At 43.5% G+C, this 21,948-nt stretch carries 19 protein-coding genes; all 19 read left to right on the top strand.

The window, feature by feature from the left end; all coding sequences use genetic code 11:
• Positions 1-53 precede the first annotated feature (53 nt).
• The 19 genes from BET01_RS07960 to yicI all read left to right on the top strand — a co-directional run bounded on the left by BET01_RS07960 (position 54) and on the right by yicI (position 21,868).
• Positions 54-1,019 (top strand): beta-ketoacyl-ACP synthase III, encoded by a 966-nt coding sequence (locus BET01_RS07960; protein WP_120196299.1) that lies wholly within the window; start codon positions 54-56, stop codon positions 1,017-1,019.
• Positions 1,020-1,088: 69 nt separating this feature from the next.
• A complete protein-coding gene (acpP, locus tag BET01_RS07955) occupies positions 1,089-1,322 on the top strand; it encodes an acyl carrier protein (protein WP_120196271.1) in 234 nt (77 codons plus the stop codon).
• Complete coding sequence (gene fabK, locus BET01_RS07950) at positions 1,322-2,245, top strand: enoyl-[acyl-carrier-protein] reductase FabK (protein ID WP_120196270.1); 924 nt, start codon at positions 1,322-1,324, stop codon at positions 2,243-2,245. Before acpP ends, fabK begins: the two co-directional genes overlap by 1 nt.
• A 16-nt stretch (positions 2,246-2,261) precedes the next feature.
• Positions 2,262-3,179 carry an ACP S-malonyltransferase gene (gene fabD / locus BET01_RS07945; protein WP_120196269.1) on the top strand — a complete coding sequence of 306 codons (918 nt, stop codon included), beginning with the start codon at positions 2,262-2,264 and terminating at the stop codon, positions 3,177-3,179.
• Between the two features lie 16 nt (positions 3,180-3,195).
• Complete coding sequence (gene fabG / locus BET01_RS07940) at positions 3,196-3,936, top strand: 3-oxoacyl-[acyl-carrier-protein] reductase (protein WP_120196268.1); 741 nt, start codon at positions 3,196-3,198, stop codon at positions 3,934-3,936.
• An 83-nt stretch (positions 3,937-4,019) separates the two neighbouring features.
• On the top strand, positions 4,020-5,258 hold the full coding sequence (fabF, locus tag BET01_RS07935) for a beta-ketoacyl-ACP synthase II (protein ID WP_120196267.1): 1,239 nt from the start codon (positions 4,020-4,022) through the stop codon (positions 5,256-5,258).
• A 10-nt stretch (positions 5,259-5,268) separates the two neighbouring features.
• Positions 5,269-5,745 carry an acetyl-CoA carboxylase biotin carboxyl carrier protein gene (gene accB / locus BET01_RS07930; RefSeq protein ID WP_120196266.1) on the top strand — a complete coding sequence of 159 codons (477 nt, stop codon included), beginning with the start codon at positions 5,269-5,271 and terminating at the stop codon, positions 5,743-5,745.
• Between the two features lie 65 nt (positions 5,746-5,810).
• Positions 5,811-6,233, top strand: a complete 423-nt coding sequence (gene fabZ / locus BET01_RS07925; protein ID WP_120196265.1) for a 3-hydroxyacyl-ACP dehydratase FabZ — start codon at positions 5,811-5,813, stop codon at positions 6,231-6,233.
• A gap of 8 nt (positions 6,234-6,241) precedes the next feature.
• Positions 6,242-7,594 carry an acetyl-CoA carboxylase biotin carboxylase subunit gene (locus tag BET01_RS07920; protein WP_120196264.1) on the top strand — a complete coding sequence of 451 codons (1,353 nt, stop codon included), beginning with the start codon at positions 6,242-6,244 and terminating at the stop codon, positions 7,592-7,594.
• Between the two features lie 21 nt (positions 7,595-7,615).
• Positions 7,616-9,340, top strand: a complete 1,725-nt coding sequence (locus BET01_RS07915) for an acetyl-CoA carboxylase carboxyltransferase subunit alpha (RefSeq protein WP_120196263.1) — start codon at positions 7,616-7,618, stop codon at positions 9,338-9,340.
• Positions 9,340-10,461: an NAD(P)H-dependent flavin oxidoreductase gene (locus BET01_RS07910; RefSeq protein ID WP_120196262.1), complete on the top strand. Its 1,122-nt coding sequence runs from the start codon at positions 9,340-9,342 to the stop codon at positions 10,459-10,461. The genes BET01_RS07915 and BET01_RS07910 overlap by 1 nt, the downstream gene beginning before the upstream one ends.
• A gap of 328 nt (positions 10,462-10,789) precedes the next feature.
• On the top strand, positions 10,790-11,911 hold the full coding sequence (locus BET01_RS07905) for a sialidase family protein (protein WP_120196261.1): 1,122 nt from the start codon (positions 10,790-10,792) through the stop codon (positions 11,909-11,911).
• A 151-nt stretch (positions 11,912-12,062) separates the two neighbouring features.
• Positions 12,063-12,704 carry a helix-turn-helix transcriptional regulator gene (locus BET01_RS07900; RefSeq protein ID WP_158585006.1) on the top strand — a complete coding sequence of 214 codons (642 nt, stop codon included), beginning with the start codon at positions 12,063-12,065 and terminating at the stop codon, positions 12,702-12,704.
• A 15-nt stretch (positions 12,705-12,719) separates the two neighbouring features.
• Entirely contained in the window at positions 12,720-15,419 is a 2,700-nt protein-coding gene (locus tag BET01_RS07895) for a cation-translocating P-type ATPase (RefSeq protein WP_243117155.1), read from the top strand.
• A gap of 142 nt (positions 15,420-15,561) precedes the next feature.
• Complete coding sequence (locus BET01_RS07890; protein ID WP_120196297.1) at positions 15,562-16,185, top strand: nucleoside recognition domain-containing protein; 624 nt, start codon at positions 15,562-15,564, stop codon at positions 16,183-16,185.
• A gap of 222 nt (positions 16,186-16,407) precedes the next feature.
• A complete protein-coding gene (locus BET01_RS07880; RefSeq protein WP_120196258.1) occupies positions 16,408-17,727 on the top strand; it encodes an ABC transporter substrate-binding protein in 1,320 nt (439 codons plus the stop codon).
• A gap of 94 nt (positions 17,728-17,821) precedes the next feature.
• A complete protein-coding gene (locus BET01_RS07875) occupies positions 17,822-18,700 on the top strand; it encodes a carbohydrate ABC transporter permease (protein ID WP_120196257.1) in 879 nt (292 codons plus the stop codon).
• Entirely contained in the window at positions 18,700-19,527 is an 828-nt protein-coding gene (locus tag BET01_RS07870) for a carbohydrate ABC transporter permease (RefSeq protein ID WP_120196256.1), read from the top strand. The genes BET01_RS07875 and BET01_RS07870 overlap by 1 nt, the downstream gene beginning before the upstream one ends.
• A gap of 88 nt (positions 19,528-19,615) precedes the next feature.
• Positions 19,616-21,868 (top strand): alpha-xylosidase, encoded by a 2,253-nt coding sequence (gene yicI / locus BET01_RS07865; protein WP_120196255.1) that lies wholly within the window; start codon positions 19,616-19,618, stop codon positions 21,866-21,868.
• Positions 21,869-21,948: the final 80 nt, after the last annotated feature.

The raw sequence follows: 21,948 nt of genomic DNA, 5'->3' as shown, positions 1-21,948 counted from the left end.
GACCGGGGCATGGTATTTTAACCAGGAAGACCGGGGCATGAATGGGGGAATATATGACTACTAAAATTATTGGAACTGGCTCTGCGGTACCGGAACAGGTGGTGACCAATGACGATCTATCTAAGGTCGTGGATACCAATGATGAATGGATTCGGTCGAGGACTGGAATCCGGGAAAGAAGGATCGCTTCTGCAGAATCAGGAACCTCTCATATGGCGGCTCTTGCGGCTAAAGAGGCTTTGGCGCAGGCGGGAATATCGGCAGAGGATTTAGATATCATCATTCTTGCCACTTCTTCTGCGGATCATTGTTTTCCAAGCGGAGCCTGTGAAGTGCAGGCGGCTATTGGGGCGTATCGGGCTGTGGCCTTTGATATCAGCGCAGCTTGTTCTGGATTTGTATTCGCATTAAATACGGTTCATAGCTTTTTTAAATCAGGAATTTATAAGACAGGACTTGTCATTGGAGCGGATACCTTAAGCAAACTCATTGACTGGAATGACAGAGGCACCTGTGTTCTCTTTGGAGATGGAGCAGGGGCAGCCGTTGTAAGAGCGGAGGAGAGCGGAAGCTTTACTATGACTATGGGTTCTGATGGAACCAGAGGAAAAGCCTTGGAGTGTCTAGCACGTACCACTGGGAATTTCCTGACTGGAACTAAACCAGAGCTTGGATATATGACAATGGACGGACAGGAAGTTTTTAAGTTCGCTGTTAAGACGGTGCCAGAAGCAATTCATACCGTACTGTCAGAGAGCGGAATACAGATAGAAGAAATTAAATATTTTATACTGCATCAAGCAAATTACCGGATTTTTGAATCCATCGCAAAAAGGTTAAAAGTACCCATGGAGAAGTTCCCTACCAACTTAGAACGGTTTGGAAACACCTCAGCAGCTACGGTACCCATACTACTAGATGAGATGAACCGGGAAGGAAAAATCCAGCGGGGAGATAAGATTATACTCGCAGGTTTTGGAGCAGGACTTACCTGGGGAGCCACTCTATTAGAGTGGTAATGATTTTAACTAATACTTTGAAAATCAAAGTAATAGCATATAATATGAAATAAAGAGGAGATTAATAATATGTTAGAGAAAATGAAGGAAATTATCGCAGAGCAGTTAAACGTAGAGGAAGCAGTTATTACCATAGAATCTTCTTTTAAAGAGGACCTTGGAGCAGATTCCCTGGATTTATTTGAACTTGTAATGGCACTTGAAGATGAGTATTCCGTTGAAATCCCTTCTGAGGATTTAGAAAAGCTCACAACGGTACAGCAGGTTATGGATTATTTAAAAGCAAAGGGCGTGGAAGCGTAATGAAAACCAGAATTACCGAACTTTTGGGAGTGGAATATCCGATTATCCAAGGCGGTATGGCTTGGGTAGCGGAGCATCATCTTGCAGCAGCAGTATCCGAGGCCGGTGGCCTTGGACTGATCGGCGGAGCCAATGCCCCTGGTGAGGTGGTGCGTGAGGAAATCCGTAAGGCGAAAGCGTTGACAAACAAACCACTTGGAGTCAATATCATGCTGTTAAGCCCTCATTCTGATGATATTGCAAAGGTGATTGTAGAGGAAGGAATCCGTGTAGTTACCACGGGAGCCGGAAATCCAGAGAAGTATTTTGAAATGTGGAAGGCAGCAGGGATTAAGGTAATACCAGTTGTTGCTTCGGTAGCGTTAGCAAAACGTATGGAACGCTACGGAGCTGATGCAATTGTGGCAGAAGGAAATGAATCTGGCGGACATATCGGCGAGCAGACTACCATGACTTTGGTTCCTCAGGTAGCAGATGCAGTATCTATCCCTGTAATTGCAGCCGGAGGAATTGGCGATGGCAGAGGGATTGCAGCCGCTTTTATGCTTGGAGCTGAGGCGGTTCAAATTGGAACCCGTTTTGTAGTTTCCAAGGAATCCATAGTCCATGATAATTATAAGCAGAGAATTATTAAGGCCAAGGACATTGATTCTGCAGTGACAGGACGCAGTCACGGACATCCGGTTAGAAGTTTAAGAAATCAGATGACCAGAGATTATGTAAAACTGGAGCAAGAAGGCAGATCTTTTGAGGAACTTGAATACTTAACCCTTGGCGCCCTTAGAAAAGCAGTTCAAGAGGGTGACATTTTAAATGGTACAGTTATGGCTGGCCAGATTGCAGGGCTGATTAACAAGGAACAGACTTGTAAAGAGATGATGGAAGAGATGATGGAACAGGCTAGTAAGTTGCTTGGTCGTTAATAAGGAGTTTAAAACTATGAGTAAGATTGCATTTATTTTCCCGGGCCAGGGTGCCCAGTACTGCAACATGGGGCAGGATTTTTATGAAAAGACAGAGATTGGCAAGGAAGTATACGACAAAGCCTCAGAACTTTTGGGATTTTCTATGCCAGAGCTGTGTTTTGAAAAAAATGATCGTCTGGATATTACAGAATATACCCAGGCGGCTATGGTTACCACCAGTATTGCCATGATGCGGGTTCTGGAAGCAGAAAAGGGTATTAAGCCCTCTGTAGTAGCCGGTTTAAGCCTGGGAGAATATTGTGCACTTGCAGCAGCAGGGGTTATGAGCGATGAGGACGCAATTAAGACAGTAAGACAAAGAGGCATCCTCATGCAGGAAGCGATTCCTAATGGGCTGGGAGCCATGGCTGCTATCCTTTCTATGGAGGCTTCTGAAATTGAAGAAGTATTAAGCGGTATGGAGGGAGTCCAGATCGCAAATTATAACTGCCCCGGGCAGATTGTTATCTCAGGTGTGAAAGAAAAAGTGGAAGAGGCAAATGAAAAGCTTTTAAGTGCAGGTGCCAAACGTGCCATCATGCTTAATGTCAGCGGCCCATTCCATTCAGAAATGTTGACTGGAGCCGGAGAGAAGCTTGGTATGGTACTTGACAAGGTTGACATAAAAGACCCTGTTATTCCTTACGTATCCAATGTGACCGCTCAGTATGTAACCAACAAATCAGTGGTAAAGGAATTATTAAAAAAACAGGTATCTTCTTCCGTACGCTGGCAGCAGAGTGTTGAAACCATGCTGACAGACGGCGTGGATACGTTTATTGAAATAGGACCAGGTAAGACACTGGCAGGATTTATGAAGAAGATTAAAAGAGATGCAAACGTCTTTAATATAGAAAAACTGGAAGATTTAGATAAGTTATCGGTTTTATAACGAAGGAGGTAAAAAAATGTTAGACGGTAAAATAGCAGTAGTAACTGGAGCGAGCAGAGGAATCGGCCGTGCAATTGCCTGTAAGCTTGCAATGCAGGGAGCAACGGTTGTTGTTAATTACAATGGCTCTGAGGAAAAAGCTCAGGAAGCAGTAAAAGAAATCGAAGCGAAGGGCGGAAAGGCAGAGGCCATTCAGTGCAATGTGTCCGATTACGAAAGCGCCGGTGCATTTTTTGAATCCGTGATTAAGAAATATGGAAAACTTGATATTCTTGTGAACAATGCAGGAATTACAAGAGATAATCTTTTGATGAAGATGTCTGAGGATGAGTTTGATGCAGTCATTCATACCAACCTAAAAGGAGTTTTTAACTGCATGAAGCACGTTTCCCGCCAGATGATCAAGCAAAGAGGGGGAAGAATCATTAATCTATCTTCTGTTTCCGGAGTTCTTGGCAATGCAGGTCAGGCAAATTACTGTGCAGCAAAAGCTGGGGTCATCGGTATAACAAAATCCTTTGCAAGAGAAGCAGCAAGCAGAGGGATTACCGTGAATGCAGTAGCACCTGGATTTATTCAGACGGATATGACAGAGGTTCTCACTGATTCCGTAAAGGCAGCTACCTTGGAGCAGATTCCATTAAAACAGTTTGGAACATCAGAGGACATTGCGGAAGCAGTGGCGTTCTTAGCGTCAGAGCAAGCAAGATATATCACAGGCCAAGTGCTTTGTGTAGATGGCGGAATGGCAATGTAAAGTGACTGACTTACGAAAAGAAATACCCTTTGGGTATCTCTTTATGCGAATAACTGGCATAGATGAAGGAAAGGTGAATTGGTATGAGTAGAAGAGTTGTAGTAACCGGTATGGGATCCATTACTCCCATTGGTAATGACGTAGATAGCTTTTGGAATGGACTTAAGGAAAAGAAGGTTGGTTTTGGAGAGATCACCCAGTTTGATACCACTGATTATAAAGCAAAAATAGCTGGTGAAGTAAAGAACTTTGATCCAAAAGATTATATGGATGTAAAGGCAGCCAAGCGAATGGAGCGATTTGCACAGTTTGCAGTCGCTGCAACGAAAGAAGCGCTTGCCATGTCTGGCATTGATATGGAAAAGGAAGATCCTTATCGCGTGGGCGTAAGCGTAGGCTCCGGAATCGGAAGCCTTCAGGCCTTAGAGCGGGAACATAAAAAGCTTTTAGAAAAAGGACCTGGAAGAGTAAATCCCCTTTTGGTTCCTATGATGATATCCAATATGGCAGCAGGAAATGTGGGCATTCAGTTCGGACTAAAAGGAAAGTGCATTAATGTGGTAACTGCTTGTGCCACGGGAACTCATTCCATCGGGGAAGCGTTCCGGTCCATTCAATACGGGGAAGCGGATGTGATGGTAGCAGGAGGCGCAGAAGCCAGTATATGCCCAATCGGCGTAGCCGGATTCACGGCTCTTACTGCACTGACTACTTCGGATGATCCTCTCCGTGCTTCCATCCCATTCGATAAGGACAGAAGTGGTTTTGTCATGGGCGAGGGCGCAGGTGTTGTGGTTTTAGAAGAGCTTGAGCATGCAATCAATCGAGGTGCTGTGATCTATGGCGAGTTAGCTGGATACGGCTCCACCTGTGATGCATACCATATCACTTCTCCGGCAGAAGATGGAAGCGGTGCGGCGAGAGCCATGACCGAGGCCATTAAGGATGCAGGAATCACACCAAAAGACATTGAATACATCAATGCCCATGGCACCAGCACTCATCACAATGATTTATTTGAAACTCTGGCGATTAAAGCAGCGTTTGGTGATCATGCGAAGGATGTTAAGATAAACTCAACAAAATCCATGGTAGGCCATCTTCTTGGAGCTGCAGGCGGTATTGAATTTATTGTCTGTGTAAAATCCATCAATGACGGGTTTGTTCATGCCACAGCCGGACTGGTAGAAGAAGGAGAAGGCTGCGACTTAAATTATACAAAGGGTGACGGAGTTGCATGTGACGTAAATTATGCAATTAGCAATTCCCTTGGATTTGGCGGACATAATGCCAGTATTCTTGTAAAAAAGTATAAAGCTTAGGAGGCAGTCAATGGAAATCAATGATATGATAAGGCTCATGCAGGCGGTAAAAGAGCATGACCTGACCAGTTTTCGATTGGAAGAGGGCGATTTAAAACTCTCCATTAAAAAAGAAAAAGAGATCGTTACGGTGACCGGGGCTCCATTCCTTACAGCGGCACCAGAAACCATGGGAGTATGTCAGCCAGGAGGTAAGATTCCGGATAATTCCTATGGCATGACAGAAGGAACCATGGATGGCGAAATCAGTTCTGACAAAGTAGTGGCTTCTCCTCTCGTTGGTACGTTTTATAATGCCGGTTCTCCAGAGGCAGATCCATTTATTAAGGCAGGTGATTTGGTGAAGAAGGGGCAGGTCCTTGGAATCATCGAAGCCATGAAGCTGATGAATGAGATTGAATGTGAATATGACGGCGTAGTGGAAGCGGTACTAGTAGGAAATGAAGATGTGGTAGAGTACGGTCAGCCTCTGTTCCGTATCCGGTAAATTGATGTGAAATATAAGAGAGGCCCAGAGTGTTGGCCTCTCTTTTGAACATAAGGAGAGATAAGATGTTAGGAATAAAGGAAATTCAGGAGATCATACCTCATAGACATCCGTTTTTACTGGTTGACGTCATCGAGGAGCTAGTGCCAGGAGAAAGAGCAACGGGATATAAATGTGTTACTTATAATGAGCCATTTTTTCAGGGACATTTTCCAGAAATGCCTGTTATGCCTGGAGTTTTAATTCTTGAAGCATTGGCACAGGTTGGATCCGTGGCAATGTTAAGTCTGGAAGAGAATAAAGGAAAAGTTGGATTTTTCGGTGGCATTGACAAAGCGAAATTCAAACGCAAGGTATTGCCAGGAGATAAGTTGAAACTGGAATGTGAAATTATAAAGCGCAAGGGCCCGGTAGGAATCGGAAGGGCAATTGCAACCGTGGATGGTAAAGTCGCAGCCATCGCAGAAATGACATTTATGATTGGGTAGGTGTATGTATGTTTGATAAGATTCTAATTGCCAACCGGGGCGAAATTGCGGTTCGTATTATAAGAGCCTGCCGGGAAATGGGTATTAAAACGGTAGCCGTGTATTCGGAAGCAGACCGGGATAGTCTTCATACGTTATTAGCGGATGAGGCTATCTGTATCGGGCCAGCTCCTTCCACTCAGAGCTATCTAAATATGGAACGCATTCTTACGGCTACTGTTGCCATGAAAGCGGATGCCATACATCCGGGCTTTGGATTTCTTTCTGAGAATGCAAGATTTGCCGAGTTATGTGAAAAATGCAACATCACGTTTATTGGCCCTTCCTTTCATGTCATTAATAAAATGGGAAACAAATCAGAAGCAAGAAAAACCATGATGGAAGCAAATATTCCAGTGGTTCCCGGCGGCAAGGAAGCAGTCCATCACGTAGAGGAAGCGAAAGCCATGGCAGAAAAGATTGGATTTCCTGTTATGATTAAGGCATCTTCTGGCGGTGGCGGAAAAGGCATGAGAATTTCCAATGGGCTGGAGGATTTTGAATCCAACTTTAATAACGCCCAGATGGAGTCTATAAAGGGATTTTCCGATGATACCATGTACATCGAAAAATACATTGAAAAGCCTCGTCATATTGAATTCCAGATTATGGCTGATAAGTTTGGTCATGTGGTTCATTTGGGAGAACGTGACTGTTCCATTCAAAGGCGCCATCAAAAGGTGCTGGAGGAATCTCCGTCAGCAGCAATTTCTGATGAGCTGAGACAACAGATGGGAGAGGTAGCGGTTCGGGCAGCAAAAGCAGTGAATTATGAGAATGCAGGAACCATTGAATTCCTTTTGGATAAACATAAAAACTTCTTCTTTATGGAGATGAACACCAGGATTCAGGTAGAGCACCCAGTGACTGAGATGGTCACGGGCCTTGATCTTATCAAGGAGCAGATCCGGATTGCGTCAGGAGAGCCTTTAAGCGTGTCTCAGGAGGATATCCGCATACAGGGTCATGCAATCGAGTGCAGAATCAACGCAGAGAACCCAGCGAAGCATTTTATGCCTTGTCCTGGTCTTATAAAGAATATACATTCACCTGGCGGAAATGGCGTCAGGATCGATACCCATATCTACAACGAATATAGAGTTCCTGCTAATTACGATTCCATGTTGATGAAGCTCATCGTTCATGGAAAAGATAGAGAGGAAGCTATTTCTAAGATGAGAAGTGCCCTTGGGGAACTAATTATCGAAGGGATCGAAACCAATGTGGATTTTCAGTTCGATATCTTAAGTCACGATGCTTACCGTGACGGAGACATCGATACGGATTTCATCCCCAAGTATTTTCCAGATTATATCCGGTAAAGAAAAAAAGGAGTGTATCTTATGTTAAGAAACATGTTTAAGAAGACCTATACACTGATTGACAGTAAATACAAATCTCCGGATAAAACAGAGGAACCTAACATCCCAGAAGGGCTTTGGAAGAAGTGTAATAAGTGTAATCAGCCGATCTATTCTGAGGATGTGAAAAATAATTATTATATCTGTTCCAAATGCAGCGGTTATTTCCGTCTCCATGCGTATCAGAGAATTGATATGACAGCAGATTTAGGAACCTTTACGGAATGGGATAAGGAAATCGAATTCACCAATCCACTAGATTTCCCTGGCTATGAGAAGAAGGTGGCAGCAGCAAAGGATAAGACTGGTCTCTCGGAAGCCATTGTCACAGGAATCTGTGAAATTGGTGGAATTAAGGCAGTCTTAGGTGTTATGGATGCCCGTTTTATCATGAGCAGTATGGGCCATGTGGTTGGAGAAAAGATTGCAAGAGCAGTGGAGCAGGCAACTCTTTTAAAGCTTCCAGTTGTGCTTTTTGCCTGTTCCGGAGGTGCCAGAATGCAGGAGGGAATCGTATCCTTAATGCAGATGGCAAAGACCTCAGCAGCCTTAAAGCGTCATCATGAAGCAGGTCAGCTCTATATCAGTGTTCTAACGGATCCAACGACTGGAGGGGTAACCGCCAGCTTTGCCATGCTTGGAGATGTAATCCTTGCGGAGCCAGGGGCACTCATTGGATTTGCAGGCCCAAGGGTCATAGAACAGACCATCGGCCAGAAGCTGCCGGAAGGCTTCCAAAGATCAGAATTTCTTCTTGAGCATGGATTTATTGATAAAATCGTTCCTAGAAATGAGATGAAGGAAACCTTAACCCGGATCTTAAAGCTCCACAAACCTTACAGTGTAAAAGAGTTTTATGTGGATAAACAGAGTTCTTCTGAAGAGGATGGTGGAAAAAAGAAGACCATTCGTCTGAAAAAGAATAAAAGAAATGCCTGGGACACAGTCCTTTTGTCTAGGCGGTCAGACCGCCTAGTAGCATCGGATTATATCAAAACACTGTTTGCTGATTTTATGGAGTTTGCAGGGGACCGTTTTTATAAGGATGATGGTGCCATTATAGGCGGAATCGCCTCTTTTCATGGAATGCCGGTCACGGTCATTGGCCAGGAAAAGGGAAAGAATACAAAAGATAACATTAAGCGCAACTTTGGAATGCCTTCACCAGAAGGGTACCGTAAGGCTCTTCGCCTCATGAAGCAGGCAGAAGCCTTTGGGCGGCCTATTATCTGCCTTGTGGATACGCCTGGTGCATTCTGTGGACTAGAAGCAGAGGAGAGAGGTCAGGGAGAAGCCATTGCAAGGAATTTATTTGAGATGGCAGATTTAAAAGTCCCTGTCTTATCCATTGTAATCGGAGAAGGCGGCAGCGGCGGTGCTCTTGCACTGGCGGTTGGAAATGAAGTGTGGATGATGGAAAATGCCATTTACTCCATTCTTTCTCCAGAAGGTTTTGCCTCCATTCTTTATAAGGACAGCAAAAAAGCAAACGATGCGGCAAGAGTCATGAAGATAACCGCAAAGGATCTTTTGGAATTAGGCTTAATTGAACGGGTCATTCCAGAGGAAGAGCCTGCAAGTGGAGAAAACATCTCCATAGTAGCAAAGGAAATGGATAAGGCCATGGAGGAATTTTTCCTCACGTACCTTTTAAAAAGTAAAGAAGAGCTTGCAAATCAGAGATATGAAAGATTTAGGAGAATGTAATGGGAACATTAAAACCTTTGGTAATAGGAGATCTAGTGGCAAGGAATCCGGTGATCCAGGGAGGGATGGGAGTTGGAATCAGCCTTTCATCTTTAGCTGGAGCAGTGGCAAAGTCCGGAGGGATCGGAATTATTTCAACGGCACAGATCGGTTTTCGGGAGCCAGACTTTAAGAAGAATCCCCTGGAAGCGAATTTGCGGGCCATTGGAACTGAAATGATAAAGGCAAGAGAAATCGCACCAGACGGAATTATTGGTTTTAATATTATGGTCGCGACAATGAATTATGCCAGCTATGTGAAAAAGGCCGTTTTGGCTGGAGCGGATCTTATTATATCCGGAGCTGGTCTTCCGGTTGGCCTTCCTGAGTATGTGGCAGAAGCAGCGGAAGAGGCAGGGATCAAGCTTAAGACGAAGATTGCACCCATTGTTTCCACAGTAAAATCAGCGATGGTTATCTGTAAGCTGTGGGACCGAAAGTATCATCAGGCACCGGATCTAGTGGTTATAGAAGGACCTTTGGCTGGAGGTCATCTTGGATTTTCCAAAGATGATTTAACTAGGCTTGGGGCTGATACGAATGATGTGGAACACACCTATAAGCGTGAAGAATATGAAGAAGAAATAAAAGGGATCATACGTCTGGTTAAAGAGTATGGTGATAAATATAACAAGGTAATTCCAGTGGTCACTGCAGGCGGTATCTATACTCATGAAGACGTGTTGCACCAGATTGATCTGGGAGCTGACGGTGTTCAGGTGGCTTCTAAATTTGTTACCACCTTTGAATGTGATGCACCCATGGAATATAAGCAGGCTTACATCAATGCGAAAAAAGAAGATATCGTTATCACCAAAAGTCCTGTGGGAATGCCTGGAAGGGCCATTGTTAATCCGTTTTTAGATGGCGTAGGAAAGATTCCCTTCCGTTTGGAACACTGCTATCAGTGTCTGGAGAGGTGTGATAGAACTACCATTCCTTACTGTATTACAAAGGCTTTGGTGGACTCCGCTGAAGGTCGGACCGAAGAGGGATTATTGTTTTGTGGAAGCAATGCCTACCGGGCGGAAAAGCTTGTGACCGTTGATGAGGTTATGAAGGAACTGGTAGGCGAAAATTGATGCTTTTACCATAAGCTTATATTAAGGAAAGAGAGGTTATTATAAGCCTCTCTTTTTTTTGTATGTGAAAATATTATCATAAAATGTGGAAAAATGTCGAAAATATAAAAAGTTTTAATGTATTTTTTATTGCATTTTACCAAAACAATAAGTTACAATAGAAGCATTAAGAATAAAAGGTTACAAAATCTACATATAAAAGATAGAGGAGGTTTACTTCGTTTCAAAACAATTCACAAATTGTCCGTTTTCAGGCTGATTATTAAGCCTTTGGCAGTCGACCGGAAGAATCCGGTAAGGATTATATTGTACAGGGAGGATTAAGCAAATGGAATTCAAACATTTACCGGGCCTTACACCGGATGGAACCATCTATCATAACGTTAATATGGGTACCTTGGAAGCCCTGATCCCTTCAGGCTCTTATCAGTTTGTAAAAGCCCCTTCCATTTTGGAGCTTCCGGGAGGAGATCTTTTGTGTGTTTGGTCTGCCGGATCGAAAGAAGGCAGTGCAGATGAGAGTATTGTCTGCGCGAAGCTAAAAAAAGGAGACGATCACTGGCATAAGCCGGTTAAAGTGTCCAGAGATTCAAAACGTTGTGAACAGAATCCATCTTTATTCCTGGGCCCAGACAATGCAGTATGGGTTGTCTATACCGCTCAGTCCGTGGAGGTGTCTGGAAAAAGCGATATGCACCACACCGCCATGATTCGTTATCAGAAAAGCTTTGATGGGGGAAAAACTTGGGAAGAGCCAAAAGGTCTTATTCCGGATACCGGAAGCTTATGCAGCCAGCCCATTCTCATGCTTAAGAACAGAAGGTTGATCTTCTCAAACTGGATCTCAAGAGATTCAAATACAGGGTTATCTGGTGATCCTTCCATCTTTCGGATTTCCGATGATGAAGGAATTACCTGGAAGACGGTTTTTATGCCGGAGAGCCAGGGAAGGATTCAGGCAAATGTAGTGGAGCTGGAGGACGGACATCTTATCTCATTTATGAGAAGTCGTCTTGCAGATGTGATCTATCGCAGCGAATCCTTTGACTGGGGAAGCACCTGGTCAGCACCTGTTAAGACGGTACTTCCAAACAACAATACCGGTATCAGCGCACTGCGGTTAAAAAGCGGACGAATTGCTCTTGCTTATAACCAAATTGGCGTGGACAGCCAAGCTGACAAAAAAGAAAGCGGTTACCCCATTGCGGTGGCGCTGTCAGAGGATAACGGCATTACCTGGCCGTTAATCCGGTATGTGGAGTTGGGAGAAGGTTATGTGGGAGTAGAGAATCAGATCAACAACAGACAGTACGAGACCCCGTATCTGATGCAGGGTCATAACGAGGACCTTCATCTGGTATTTTCCTATAAAGGCAGGGCATGTATCAAATACATGCGTTTTACGGAAGCTGATATCATAGGTGAAAAGAGATTTGCAGAAAAAGAATAAAATTTAACGCCGGATGGATATCCGGCGTTTTTTTTTGTAAAATAAGTATAAATATTATTAAAAAATGATAACGTTTGATATCATATAAAAAAATAGATTTACTTTGTTATCTTTTTACTTTATAATTAACGATGGGAAAGGTGTGAGACTCGTGATAGGTAAACGCATAAAGACCCTCCGAGAGGAGAGGCATTTTAGTCAGGAAAAGCTGGCAACAGAGCTTGGCGTCAGCCGGATGACGATTAATAATTATGAAAATGAGAAACGAGCGCCTGATATTGAATTCGCCAGACAAATGGCAGATTATTTCAGTGTGACCGTGGAATTTCTTATGGGGAGAACCGAATATCGCTATAAAAGGGATGAGGTCATATCGTTAAAACGATCGGAGACCTTGTTTCGTATCATGGAAAAGCTTCCTCAGCCAGAGGTCCAGGAGATGGTATCTTCTCTGATTGAGACCCTGGAAAAGTCAGTGGAGCTTGAAATGGCAGATGATATTGTTCGCGTGATGAATCATTGTTGTGTACAGGTTAGAAGAATCTTATACGGTTATGAGAATCTGAAAGAAGATATCGCAGTTCCAGTAAAGGAGCTTAAAAAAAGTTCTGTGCCGGAAGAAGTCATTCGTAAGGCAGTGCATTATAAGCCTAGAGTGGTTTACGATGCCGCATTCCATGCAACAAAGCGGATTGATGAAGAATTGAATCAATGTGCACAGGTTATGGAGCGAAAACTTGAAAAGGTGTTAGAGGAGGAGATTAAGAAACCCGTGAATGCAACGCTTGATTAAAAGGAGGATGATGGTGTGGAAAATTGGTATGAAGCCAGTGTGTCCAAAACACTAGAACATTTTAATGCAAACGAAAACACAGGTCTGTCAGAAATAGAGGCAGTAAACCGCCAAACGAAATATGGAAGGAATGAATTTGATAAGCAGGAAAAAACAAGCTTGATCAAAGACATTTTGCATCATCTTAAGGATATCTCAACGATTATCCTGTTACTCGCAGCATTGCTGTCCTTATGCATGGCTATTAAGGATGGGCATGGCTTTATAGAGCCTGTGGTAATTGTATCAATTGTAATTTTAAACCTGGTACTTGCAATTACGCAGGAACGCAGCGCCGAAAAGGCACTGGAAGCATTGACTAGTTTAAACTCTCCAGACTGTTTGGTATTAAGGGATGGAGTACAAAAGGAAATGAGCACGGAAGAGCTGGTACCAGGGGATATGATTCTCCTTCAGCTTGGAAGCATTGTTCCAGCCGATGCCAGACTCATTATCAGCACCAATTTACAGGTGGATGAATCGGCCTTAACCGGTGAGAGTGAACCTTCTGAAAAAAATGCAGATCTTCTACTTCAGGGCGGTGTGCCGCTGGGAGATCAGCTTAACATGGTATTTTCCGGATGTCATGTGACGTCCGGTCATGGAGTGGCCGTAGTCACCGGGACCGGAATGCACAGTGAGATGGGGAAAATCGCAGGATACCTTAACAATTCACAAAAGATTAAAACACCGCTTCAAAGACGTCTTGAAAAGGTAGCTAAATCCATTAGTATGATAGCCATTATAGCGGCACTCTTTCTTCTTCTTATTGGTCTGTTACAGGGAGAATCTTTCTGGACTATGATCACTCTTGCGGCAACTCTAGCAGTAGCAGCCGTACCAGAGACCCTAAATCTAATTGTAACATTATCTCTTTCTCAGGGCGTTAAAAACATGGTAAATAAAAATGCCTTGATTCGTAAGATTTCTGCGGTGGAAACCCTTGGTAACACTTCTGTAATCTGTTCCGATAAGACGGGAACGTTAACCCAGAATCGTATGTCCATCGAAAAACTCTGGATACCAGGAGAAGATCCCTTTGGAGTTAATGAGGAGTTTGGTGAAAGGGAAAAAGAACTTATCACCAGATTTGCCCTTGCAAGCAATGCTACGGTTCAGATGGAAGAAGACGGAACCATGACCATTATGGGAAACCCAACAGAAAAAGCCATTATGAGGCTGCTTCATGATAAGGGACTCTCAAAGAAAAGTATTACAGAACAATACCGTTTGGTAGGTGAGATACCTTTTTCTTCGGAACGTAAGATGATGACCATTGTCTTAGAAGATGTAGCCGGCGGATATTTGATTTTAACCAAAGGTGCCCTAGACCGCCTGCCTCTCAATGCATTTGATGAGGGGATGGAAAAGGCAGTTTCCCATGTGCATGAGCTTTTTGCTGGGGAAGCCTTACGAGTACTTGCTTTGGGCTTTCGGCATGTGGATGAGCTTCCTTCCATGGATAAACCGGAGGAAATCGAACGGGATCTTCATTTATGCGGTTTGATTGGTCTTATTGATCCGGCCAGACCGGAAGCAGCCGTAGCGGTAGAACGAGCTAAGATGGCAGGAATCAGAACCGTTATGATCACTGGAGACCACGCAGTGACAGCAAGTGCGATCGCTAGGAACATCGGAATTCTTGGGGAGAATGAAAAGGTTCTAACCGGACAGCAGTTAAAGGACATCTCCGATGAGGAGCTTTGTAGGGATATTCATCATTATTCCGTTTATGCCAGAGTTTCTCCAGAAGATAAGATCCGTATTGTAGAGGCATGGCAGGAGAACGGAGAAGTCGTTTCCATGACTGGAGACGGAGTGAATGATACTCCTGCACTAAAGGCTGCCGATGTAGGAATTTCCATGGGACGCACCGGAACAGAGGTGGCTAAGAGTGCTTCTGATATGGTCTTAACAGACGATAACTTTGCAACCATTATTGACGCAGTATCCGAAGGAAGAAATGTTTATTCCAATATTAGAAAGACTATTTACTTCTTGTTAGTCTGCAATATTTCTGAGATTGTTATTATGTTAGTTGCTCAGCTAAAGGGCTGGGGAATTCCAGTTACCCCGATCATGCTTCTTTTGGTCAACGTTTTGGGTGACGGTATTCCAGGACTTTACCTATCCAGAGAACGTTCTGATCCTCGTCTTATGGACCGGGAACCGATTCGTAGGAATGAAGGCTTTTTAAGCGGAGGACTTCTGTCTGTTATTATTCAGCAGACCATCGCCTGTTCAGCCGTTGTTTTAGTGGGATATTATATTGCAACCTTCTGGGTGCTTCCGGGTAACATGGGACCATCTCAGGCAGTGGGTCAGTCCGTAGCCTTCTTAATCTTAGGCTGGACCTCAATCCTTCACTTATATACCGTACGAAGCAGACAATCCATCTTTAAGAGAACACTTAGGGATAATCCTCCTGTCGTGTATAGTACCGTTGCTATGATCGCTATATTCAGCTTCCTGGTAGCTGTTCCTTCTGTTGGAAAGATCTTTAATCTGACCGCAATTGGTGGATATCATTGGCTGGTCGCAGCTGGACTTTCTCTTATCCCTACCATAGTAGCTGAGATTGGAAAATTGATTGATAACCAGACAAACATCAGGGAATACCGTGAATACAAACATCGAGTGATCCGTCATAAGATCAGACGTGATGATTCTTTCTAATTTAATTATATAATAGAGATTCCGTGATTTGGGGTCCAGCTCTTATTAAGAGCTGGACCCTTGTTTCATTTATTTTAAGATACATAAGGATTAACTGGAAGGAATAAGATAAATCAAGGAATAAAAGTAGATGGAAAAACTGATGTTAAATTATCTTTGGGCGTTTATGATCCTTGTAGGGGTCTTGTGGGGGGCATTTAATGGAAATCTAAGTGGAGTGACAGACGGAGCCTTAAACTCAGCAAAGGAAGCCGTCATGTTAAGCATTACCATGCTTGGGATCATGTCCTTTTGGACTGGAATTATGGAGATTGGGCAAAAATCTGGTTTAATCGAACGAATGTCAAAAAAAATGGGACCGGTGTTGCGATTCCTTTTTCCAAGAATACCAGAAAACCATAAATCGTTGACCTATATCGCCACCAATATCATAGCTAACATATTGGGGCTTGGCTGGGCTGCGACGCCTGCAGGACTAAAGGCAATGGAATCCTTAAAGGAACTTGAAGATGACAGGAGAAGGGATGAAAGTCTGGGAAAAAAGACGGGAAAGAGAAAACCTGTCCCTGAGGGAACTGCAAGCAATGAGATGTGCAACTTTTTAATCCTTAATATCTCTTCTTTGCAACTAATTCCCGTTACCATGATTGCCTACCGCAGTCAGTATGGAAGTGCCAATCCCACGGCAATCGTAGGTCCTGCTTTGGCTGCCACTCTCTTCTCTACACTGGTGGGAATTGCGGCATGTAAGATTCTGGACCGTTAATAAGGAAAAGAAAAATACTTAGGCAGCAGGAGAATTACCTTGGTTTTAATACCGGGGTGATTTTTCTGTAAATACTGGGCAAGCTCCAGACCGTCAGGATGAGACATACGGCTGTCTGTGATTACCAAACCTGGAACGTGCTCTTCCTTCAAAAGGAACATATTTAATGAGTAAGATATTAGCGATTTTCATGAGAGAATTAAGCCAAAAGGAGAAGAAGCGATGAAAAAGAAAGTGAAACAAATCGTAAGCCTTACACTGGCGGCAGGGCTGGCTGTGGGAATGATTGCGGGGTGCGGGACAAAAGAGGGAAGCTCTGGCGCAAATGGGAAGAAGAATGTGACATTAACCTTTGGAAGCCATCAAAGTGGACTTCCAACCTCTGGCATTGTACAAGATCTTGCAAAAGACTTTGAGGATGAAACGGGAATTCAAATTGACTTTCAGATTTCCCCGGATGCCCAGTGGAGGGATTTAATTAAAGTTAAGTTAGATTCCGGAGAAGCCCCTGATATCATTTGTGTAGACACTCCCATAGGTCTGGCTTCCAGTCTTCATATGGATCAGTATAGTGTGGAGCTTACAGAGCAGCCGTGGGTAAACCGCATTGAGAAAACCACGCTTGCTGCCGTTAGCGTAAAGGATAAGGTTTACGGTATTACATTTCCAGGGGCAAAGATGTATTTTTATTTATATAACAAAGATATCTTTGACAAACTGGGGCTCTCTGTTCCAACTACATATAGTGAATTTAAAACGGTCTGCCAAAAGATTAAGGAGGCAGGTTATACACCAATTTATGAGGCAACCACCAATGGTTGGCATCAGGTGCTTCCGCTATTTGAAACCGGGGGGCTTTGGCTTAATCAGGACCCTAATATGTATGATAAATTAAATGATAATAAAATCGATTTGGATGGAATTCCAGCCCTTCTAACAATTATTAAGCAATTAGATGAATGCGCGAAAGCTGGGTACTTTGGTGATGATTATTTGAGCAATGCCTGGGAAAATGCCAAGGAAGCCATGGCAACGGAACGTTGCGCCATGACCATTGCAGAACTTGGATTCCGTGGACAGATTGAAAAGGAATATCCAGATTTTAAAGCAACGGAAAAATTACGTGCCTTTGTTATGCCTTGGGGAGATAACCATGTAATTGGTGTGAACCCTGCAAGCAATGCTTATTTTATTAACAAAGACAGCAAATATTCAGAAGAAGCCAAGCAGTTTTTTGATTTCCTTGCAAGGCCCGAAAACCTGAAAAAAAGACTGATAGGACAGCCGGAATTAAGTGCTCTCTGTTGGCCGGAGATCACAAGTAAATACACAAAAGAGGATCAGGCATTTTTAGATTCTTTGAAAAAGGCTAATGTGGTGCAGACCTCTGTAAATTATATTGATAGTCAGTGGATGGATGTAGGAAAGGACTTAGAGGCCATGTATACAGGGGCTTTGACGCCTGAGGAGGTTTTAAAGACCTTAAAAGATAGACGTACGGAACAGGCAAAACTACAAAAAGATCCTGGCTGGGTGAAGTAGTACTCCTTTTCTTGGTGGGAGATAGGGGTAAGGGGGAGAGATCAGATCCCCCTTACTTGAATGTGCTTTCAACAAACACGAAATGGAGGGAATGATGAACAAAAGGAAATTATATCCATGGTATTTTGCAGGAGCGGCTGCTTTTCTTTTTTTTCTGCTGTGTTTTGTTCCTGGTATCTTAGGAATTGCTTATTCATTTACGGACTGGAATAATTTCAGCAAGGAAATTAATTTTGTGGGACTTGCCAATTATAAAGCAGTGTTTCAGGGAAATTCTGAATATCTAAAATATATCGGCAATACTATTTTGTTTACCGTTGTCACAACCATTATGAAAACGTTATTTGGCCTTGCTTTGGCACTTTTGCTGACCCAGAATTTCATCCGGTTTAAGAATTTTCACCGCATGATTATCTTTTCCCCTCAGGTAATGTCTTACCTGGTGGCAGGTCTTGTATTTCGAAGTATGCTGCATCCCACTACGGGTTTTTTAAACAACTTTTTAAGAAGCCTTGGGTTAAATGGATTGGCAAAAAATTGGCTGACTGATCTTACTATGGTATTTCCTACCGTCATGACCGTTGATACCTGGAAAGGCATGGGGTATATCATGGTGGTAGTGATTGCTGGATTATTATCGGTTTCTCCAGAATATTACGAAGCAGCCAGCATGGACGGCGCAAGCTTTTTCCAGAAATTCTGGTCTATTACCCTACCTCTTTTAAAACCGGTTTTAGTTAATATTACCGTGTTAAATGTGACCTATGGGTTAAGAGTGTTTGATATGATTTATTCCCTCACAAACGGCGGCCCTGGTAATGCAACCGGCGTAATTAACACGGCGGTCTACAAGGAGTTTTCCAAAGGGAATCTGGCGATGGGAACTACCTTATCAAGCGTCTTGTTCTTTGTGGTTTTAGCCTTGTTATATTTTATTATTAAGTCCATGGAACATAAGGAGGTGGAAGTATAATGAGAAAAACAGGGAAAATCATAGGCCGCATATTGGGCAATGTTGTGGCTATGCTCATCAGTTTGATTGTTATCATCCCTCTTGTTGTTTTGTTTCTAAATTCTTTTAAGACCTCTGGTGAGGCAAACCGGATGACCTTATCCCTACCTAAGGAATGGATGTTTGAAAACTATCAAACGGTAATTGAACAGGGGAAGCTGCTTTCTTCCTTCTTTAATGGACTTTTGTATGCAGTATTTAGTGTACTTATTGTAGTAATCGTGGTGTCGGCAGCGGCTTTTGTTATATCAAGAAATCCCAAGGGAATCAATCGGTTTCTCTATTATTTCATTATATCTGGAATTGCCCTGCCCATTAATAATGTAGCTCTTATGAAGGTCTTGCAGGCACTTCACCTGGTGAATACTCAGATAGGCATCATCTTACTTTATGCAGCTATTAACATTCCCTTAAGCCTGTTTCTAGCCTATGGATTTATCGGGACAATACCAAGAGAAATTGATGAAGCTGCGGTCATTGACGGATGTAAGCCCAGTCAGTTGTTTCTTAGGGTGATAGCACCGCTTTTAAGACCCATTGTATCCACCTTATTTGTGCTTGATTTTATGTCTGTTTGGAATGATTTTACCATGCCTCTTTATTATCTGAACAACTCTAGAAAATGGCCTATGACTTTGGCAGTTTATAATTTCTTTGGAGCGTTTGAATATTCCTGGAATCTGGTGGCGGCAGATATTATTCTCACTCTGGCTCCCGTACTACTGGTATTTATCATCGGGCAGAAATACATCGTAGGCGGTGTGTCGGCAGGGTCTGTAAAAGGGTGAGTGACAGAAGAAAATCAACATGATTCATAGGTAGAGAAGATCGTGTAATCATAGTTGGTATAAGGTTATGTGGGAAAGGGGAATCAATATGAAGTTTACGAAGGGGTACTGGCAGATACGTGATGAGATTACTCCGCTTTATGCAATTGAATATGGGGACAGCAAAATACTGGGGAATTGCTTGACGGTGTATGCCCCAGCAAGACATATAGAAAAAAGAGGAGATTGTCTAAACCTGGGGATGCTGACCGTGCGTCTGTCAAGTCCAATGGAAAATGTGATTAAGGTCTCTGTCAGCCATTTTGAAGGAACGCAGTACAAGGGACCATTTGCAGAAATAACCGACGAGAATCCAGTCATTCACATGGAAGAGACGGAGGAAGAAATCATCTACAGGACTGGAAAAACCAAGGCTGTAATTGATAAGAGGCCGGATTCCTGGGGAATTTGTTTCTATGACGGGGACCGGAAGCTGACGAACACCGGATTTCACAATATAGCCTGTATGTCAAATGGAGACTCAGGGCGCCGTTTTATGGTAGAGCAGTTGGCACTTGATGTAGATGAGTTTGTGTATGGTTTAGGAGAACGGTTCACACCATTTGTTAAAAACGGTCAGACTGTTGAGATGTGGAATGAGGACGGGGGAACTGCCAGCGAAATAGCATATAAAAATGTTCCCTTCTATATTACCAATATAGGTTATGGCATCCTTTTGGACAATGAGGGGGATGCATCCTTTGAAGTTGCCAGTGAAAAGGTTGAACGGGTTCAGTTTTCAGTAGAAGGAGAACGCCTTGACTATTATGTGATTAATGGTGGAACTCCAAAAGGGACTATTCAAACATATACAGAACTGACCGGGAAACCGGCTCTGCCTCCGGCTTGGTCGTTTGGGCTCTGGCTGAGCACATCCTTTACAACGGATTACGATGAAGCAACTACATCAAGCTTCATTCAAGGGATGGCAGACCGTGACATTCCGCTCCATGTGTTTCACTTTGACTGCTTTTGGATGGAGGCATATGAATGGTGTAACTTTACCTGGGATCAAAAGACGTTTCCGGATCCGAAAGAAATGCTAAAGCGCTACCATGACAGGGGGCTTAAAATCTGTGTATGGATCAATCCTTATATCGCCCAAAAGTCACCACTTTTTGCTGAGGGAATGAAACAAGGTTATCTTTTGAAGAAAAACAATGGAGATGTCTGGCAGACAGACCTATGGCAGGCAGGGATGGGGCTGGTGGATTTTACCAATAGGGATGCTGTTTCCTGGTATCAGGGAAAGTTAAAGATACTTCTTCATATGGGAGTAGATTGCTTCAAGACCGATTTTGGCGAAAGGATTCCGGTTAAGGATATTGCTTATTTTGATGGTTCTGATCCTGTAAAAATGCATAATTACTATACCTATCTTTATAATCAGGCAGTGTTTGAACTTTTGGAAAAGGAACGAGGCTTGGGAGAAGCTGTATTGTTTGCCCGTTCTGCAACCGTAGGGTCACAAAAATTCCCTGTTCACTGGGGTGGTGATTGCTCTGCAAATTATCCCTCCATGGCGGAAACCCTACGCAGCGGTTTGTCTCTTTCCTGTGCAGGCTTTGGTTTCTGGAGCCACGACATTAGCGGATTTGAATCCACTGCTTCGGCGGATGTTTACAAGAGATGGTGCCAGTTTGGTCTAATGAGTTCCCACAGCCGTCTCCATGGTTCTTCTTCCTACCGGGTGCCGTGGCTGTTTGACGATGAGGCATGTGAAGTATTACGGAAATTTGTGAAGCTAAAATGCCGTCTCATGCCCTACCTTTACCGCCAGGCGGTGCTGTCTCATGAGGAGGGCATCCCAATGATGCGGCCCATGTTTGTGGAATTTCCAGAAGACCGTGGGTGTGATGCTCTGGATAAGCAGTATATGATGGGAGATTCCCTGCTCATAGCACCTGTTTTTAAGGAAAGTGGGGAAGTGGATTACTATCTTCCGGCGGGCAAATGGTATAATCTTTTGACCGATCAGTTCATTGAGGGAGGAGGATGGCAGAAAGAGCATCATGACTTTTTTACCATGCCGCTTCTGGTAAGACCAAATTCCATACTGGCAATGGGTGGCTGTGATGACAGGCCAGATTATAATTACAGCAATGGAGCGACCTTGTATCTGTCCGTGTTTGAGGACGGAGCGAAAACAAGTACGTCGGTCACAGATTTGGACGGAAACATTGTTATGACGGCTAAAGCAAGGAGAGAGGGCGACGTCATCTTCCTCCATGTGGAGGGGGGGAATGGAAATTGGTCTTATGAAACCCTTGGAGATAAAGCGGTCATAGTGGTGATTGAATAATGACCATATTGCATGAAACGTTGCAAAAAAAGAGCAGTGCATATATTACTACATGCACTGCTTTTTTGATATTAAAAGCT

Origin of the sequence: Lacrimispora algidixylanolytica (genome assembly GCF_003609635.1) — a bacterium.
Lineage (GTDB): Bacteria > Bacillota > Clostridia > Lachnospirales > Lachnospiraceae > Lacrimispora > Lacrimispora algidixylanolytica.
This window is presented reverse-complemented; position numbering and strand designations above follow the sequence as displayed.

Bases quoted from the DNA above. Each gene is read 5' to 3' on its own strand.
- BET01_RS07960 (WP_120196299.1), top strand. From the start codon at position 54: ATGACTACTAAAATTATTGGAACTGGCTCTGCGGTACCGGAACAGGTG.
- acpP (WP_120196271.1), top strand. From the start codon at position 1,089: ATGTTAGAGAAAATGAAGGAAATTATCGCAGAGCAGTTAAACGTAGAG.
- fabK (WP_120196270.1), top strand. From the start codon at position 1,322: ATGAAAACCAGAATTACCGAACTTTTGGGAGTGGAATATCCGATTATC.
- fabD (WP_120196269.1), top strand. From the start codon at position 2,262: ATGAGTAAGATTGCATTTATTTTCCCGGGCCAGGGTGCCCAGTACTGC.
- fabG (WP_120196268.1), top strand. From the start codon at position 3,196: ATGTTAGACGGTAAAATAGCAGTAGTAACTGGAGCGAGCAGAGGAATC.
- fabF (WP_120196267.1), top strand. From the start codon at position 4,020: ATGAGTAGAAGAGTTGTAGTAACCGGTATGGGATCCATTACTCCCATT.
- accB (WP_120196266.1), top strand. From the start codon at position 5,269: ATGGAAATCAATGATATGATAAGGCTCATGCAGGCGGTAAAAGAGCAT.
- fabZ (WP_120196265.1), top strand. From the start codon at position 5,811: ATGTTAGGAATAAAGGAAATTCAGGAGATCATACCTCATAGACATCCG.
- BET01_RS07920 (WP_120196264.1), top strand. From the start codon at position 6,242: ATGTTTGATAAGATTCTAATTGCCAACCGGGGCGAAATTGCGGTTCGT.
- BET01_RS07915 (WP_120196263.1), top strand. From the start codon at position 7,616: ATGTTAAGAAACATGTTTAAGAAGACCTATACACTGATTGACAGTAAA.
- BET01_RS07910 (WP_120196262.1), top strand. From the start codon at position 9,340: ATGGGAACATTAAAACCTTTGGTAATAGGAGATCTAGTGGCAAGGAAT.
- BET01_RS07905 (WP_120196261.1), top strand. From the start codon at position 10,790: ATGGAATTCAAACATTTACCGGGCCTTACACCGGATGGAACCATCTAT.
- BET01_RS07890 (WP_120196297.1), top strand. From the start codon at position 15,562: ATGTTAAATTATCTTTGGGCGTTTATGATCCTTGTAGGGGTCTTGTGG.
- BET01_RS07880 (WP_120196258.1), top strand. From the start codon at position 16,408: ATGAAAAAGAAAGTGAAACAAATCGTAAGCCTTACACTGGCGGCAGGG.
- BET01_RS07875 (WP_120196257.1), top strand. From the start codon at position 17,822: ATGAACAAAAGGAAATTATATCCATGGTATTTTGCAGGAGCGGCTGCT.
- BET01_RS07870 (WP_120196256.1), top strand. From the start codon at position 18,700: ATGAGAAAAACAGGGAAAATCATAGGCCGCATATTGGGCAATGTTGTG.
- yicI (WP_120196255.1), top strand. From the start codon at position 19,616: ATGAAGTTTACGAAGGGGTACTGGCAGATACGTGATGAGATTACTCCG.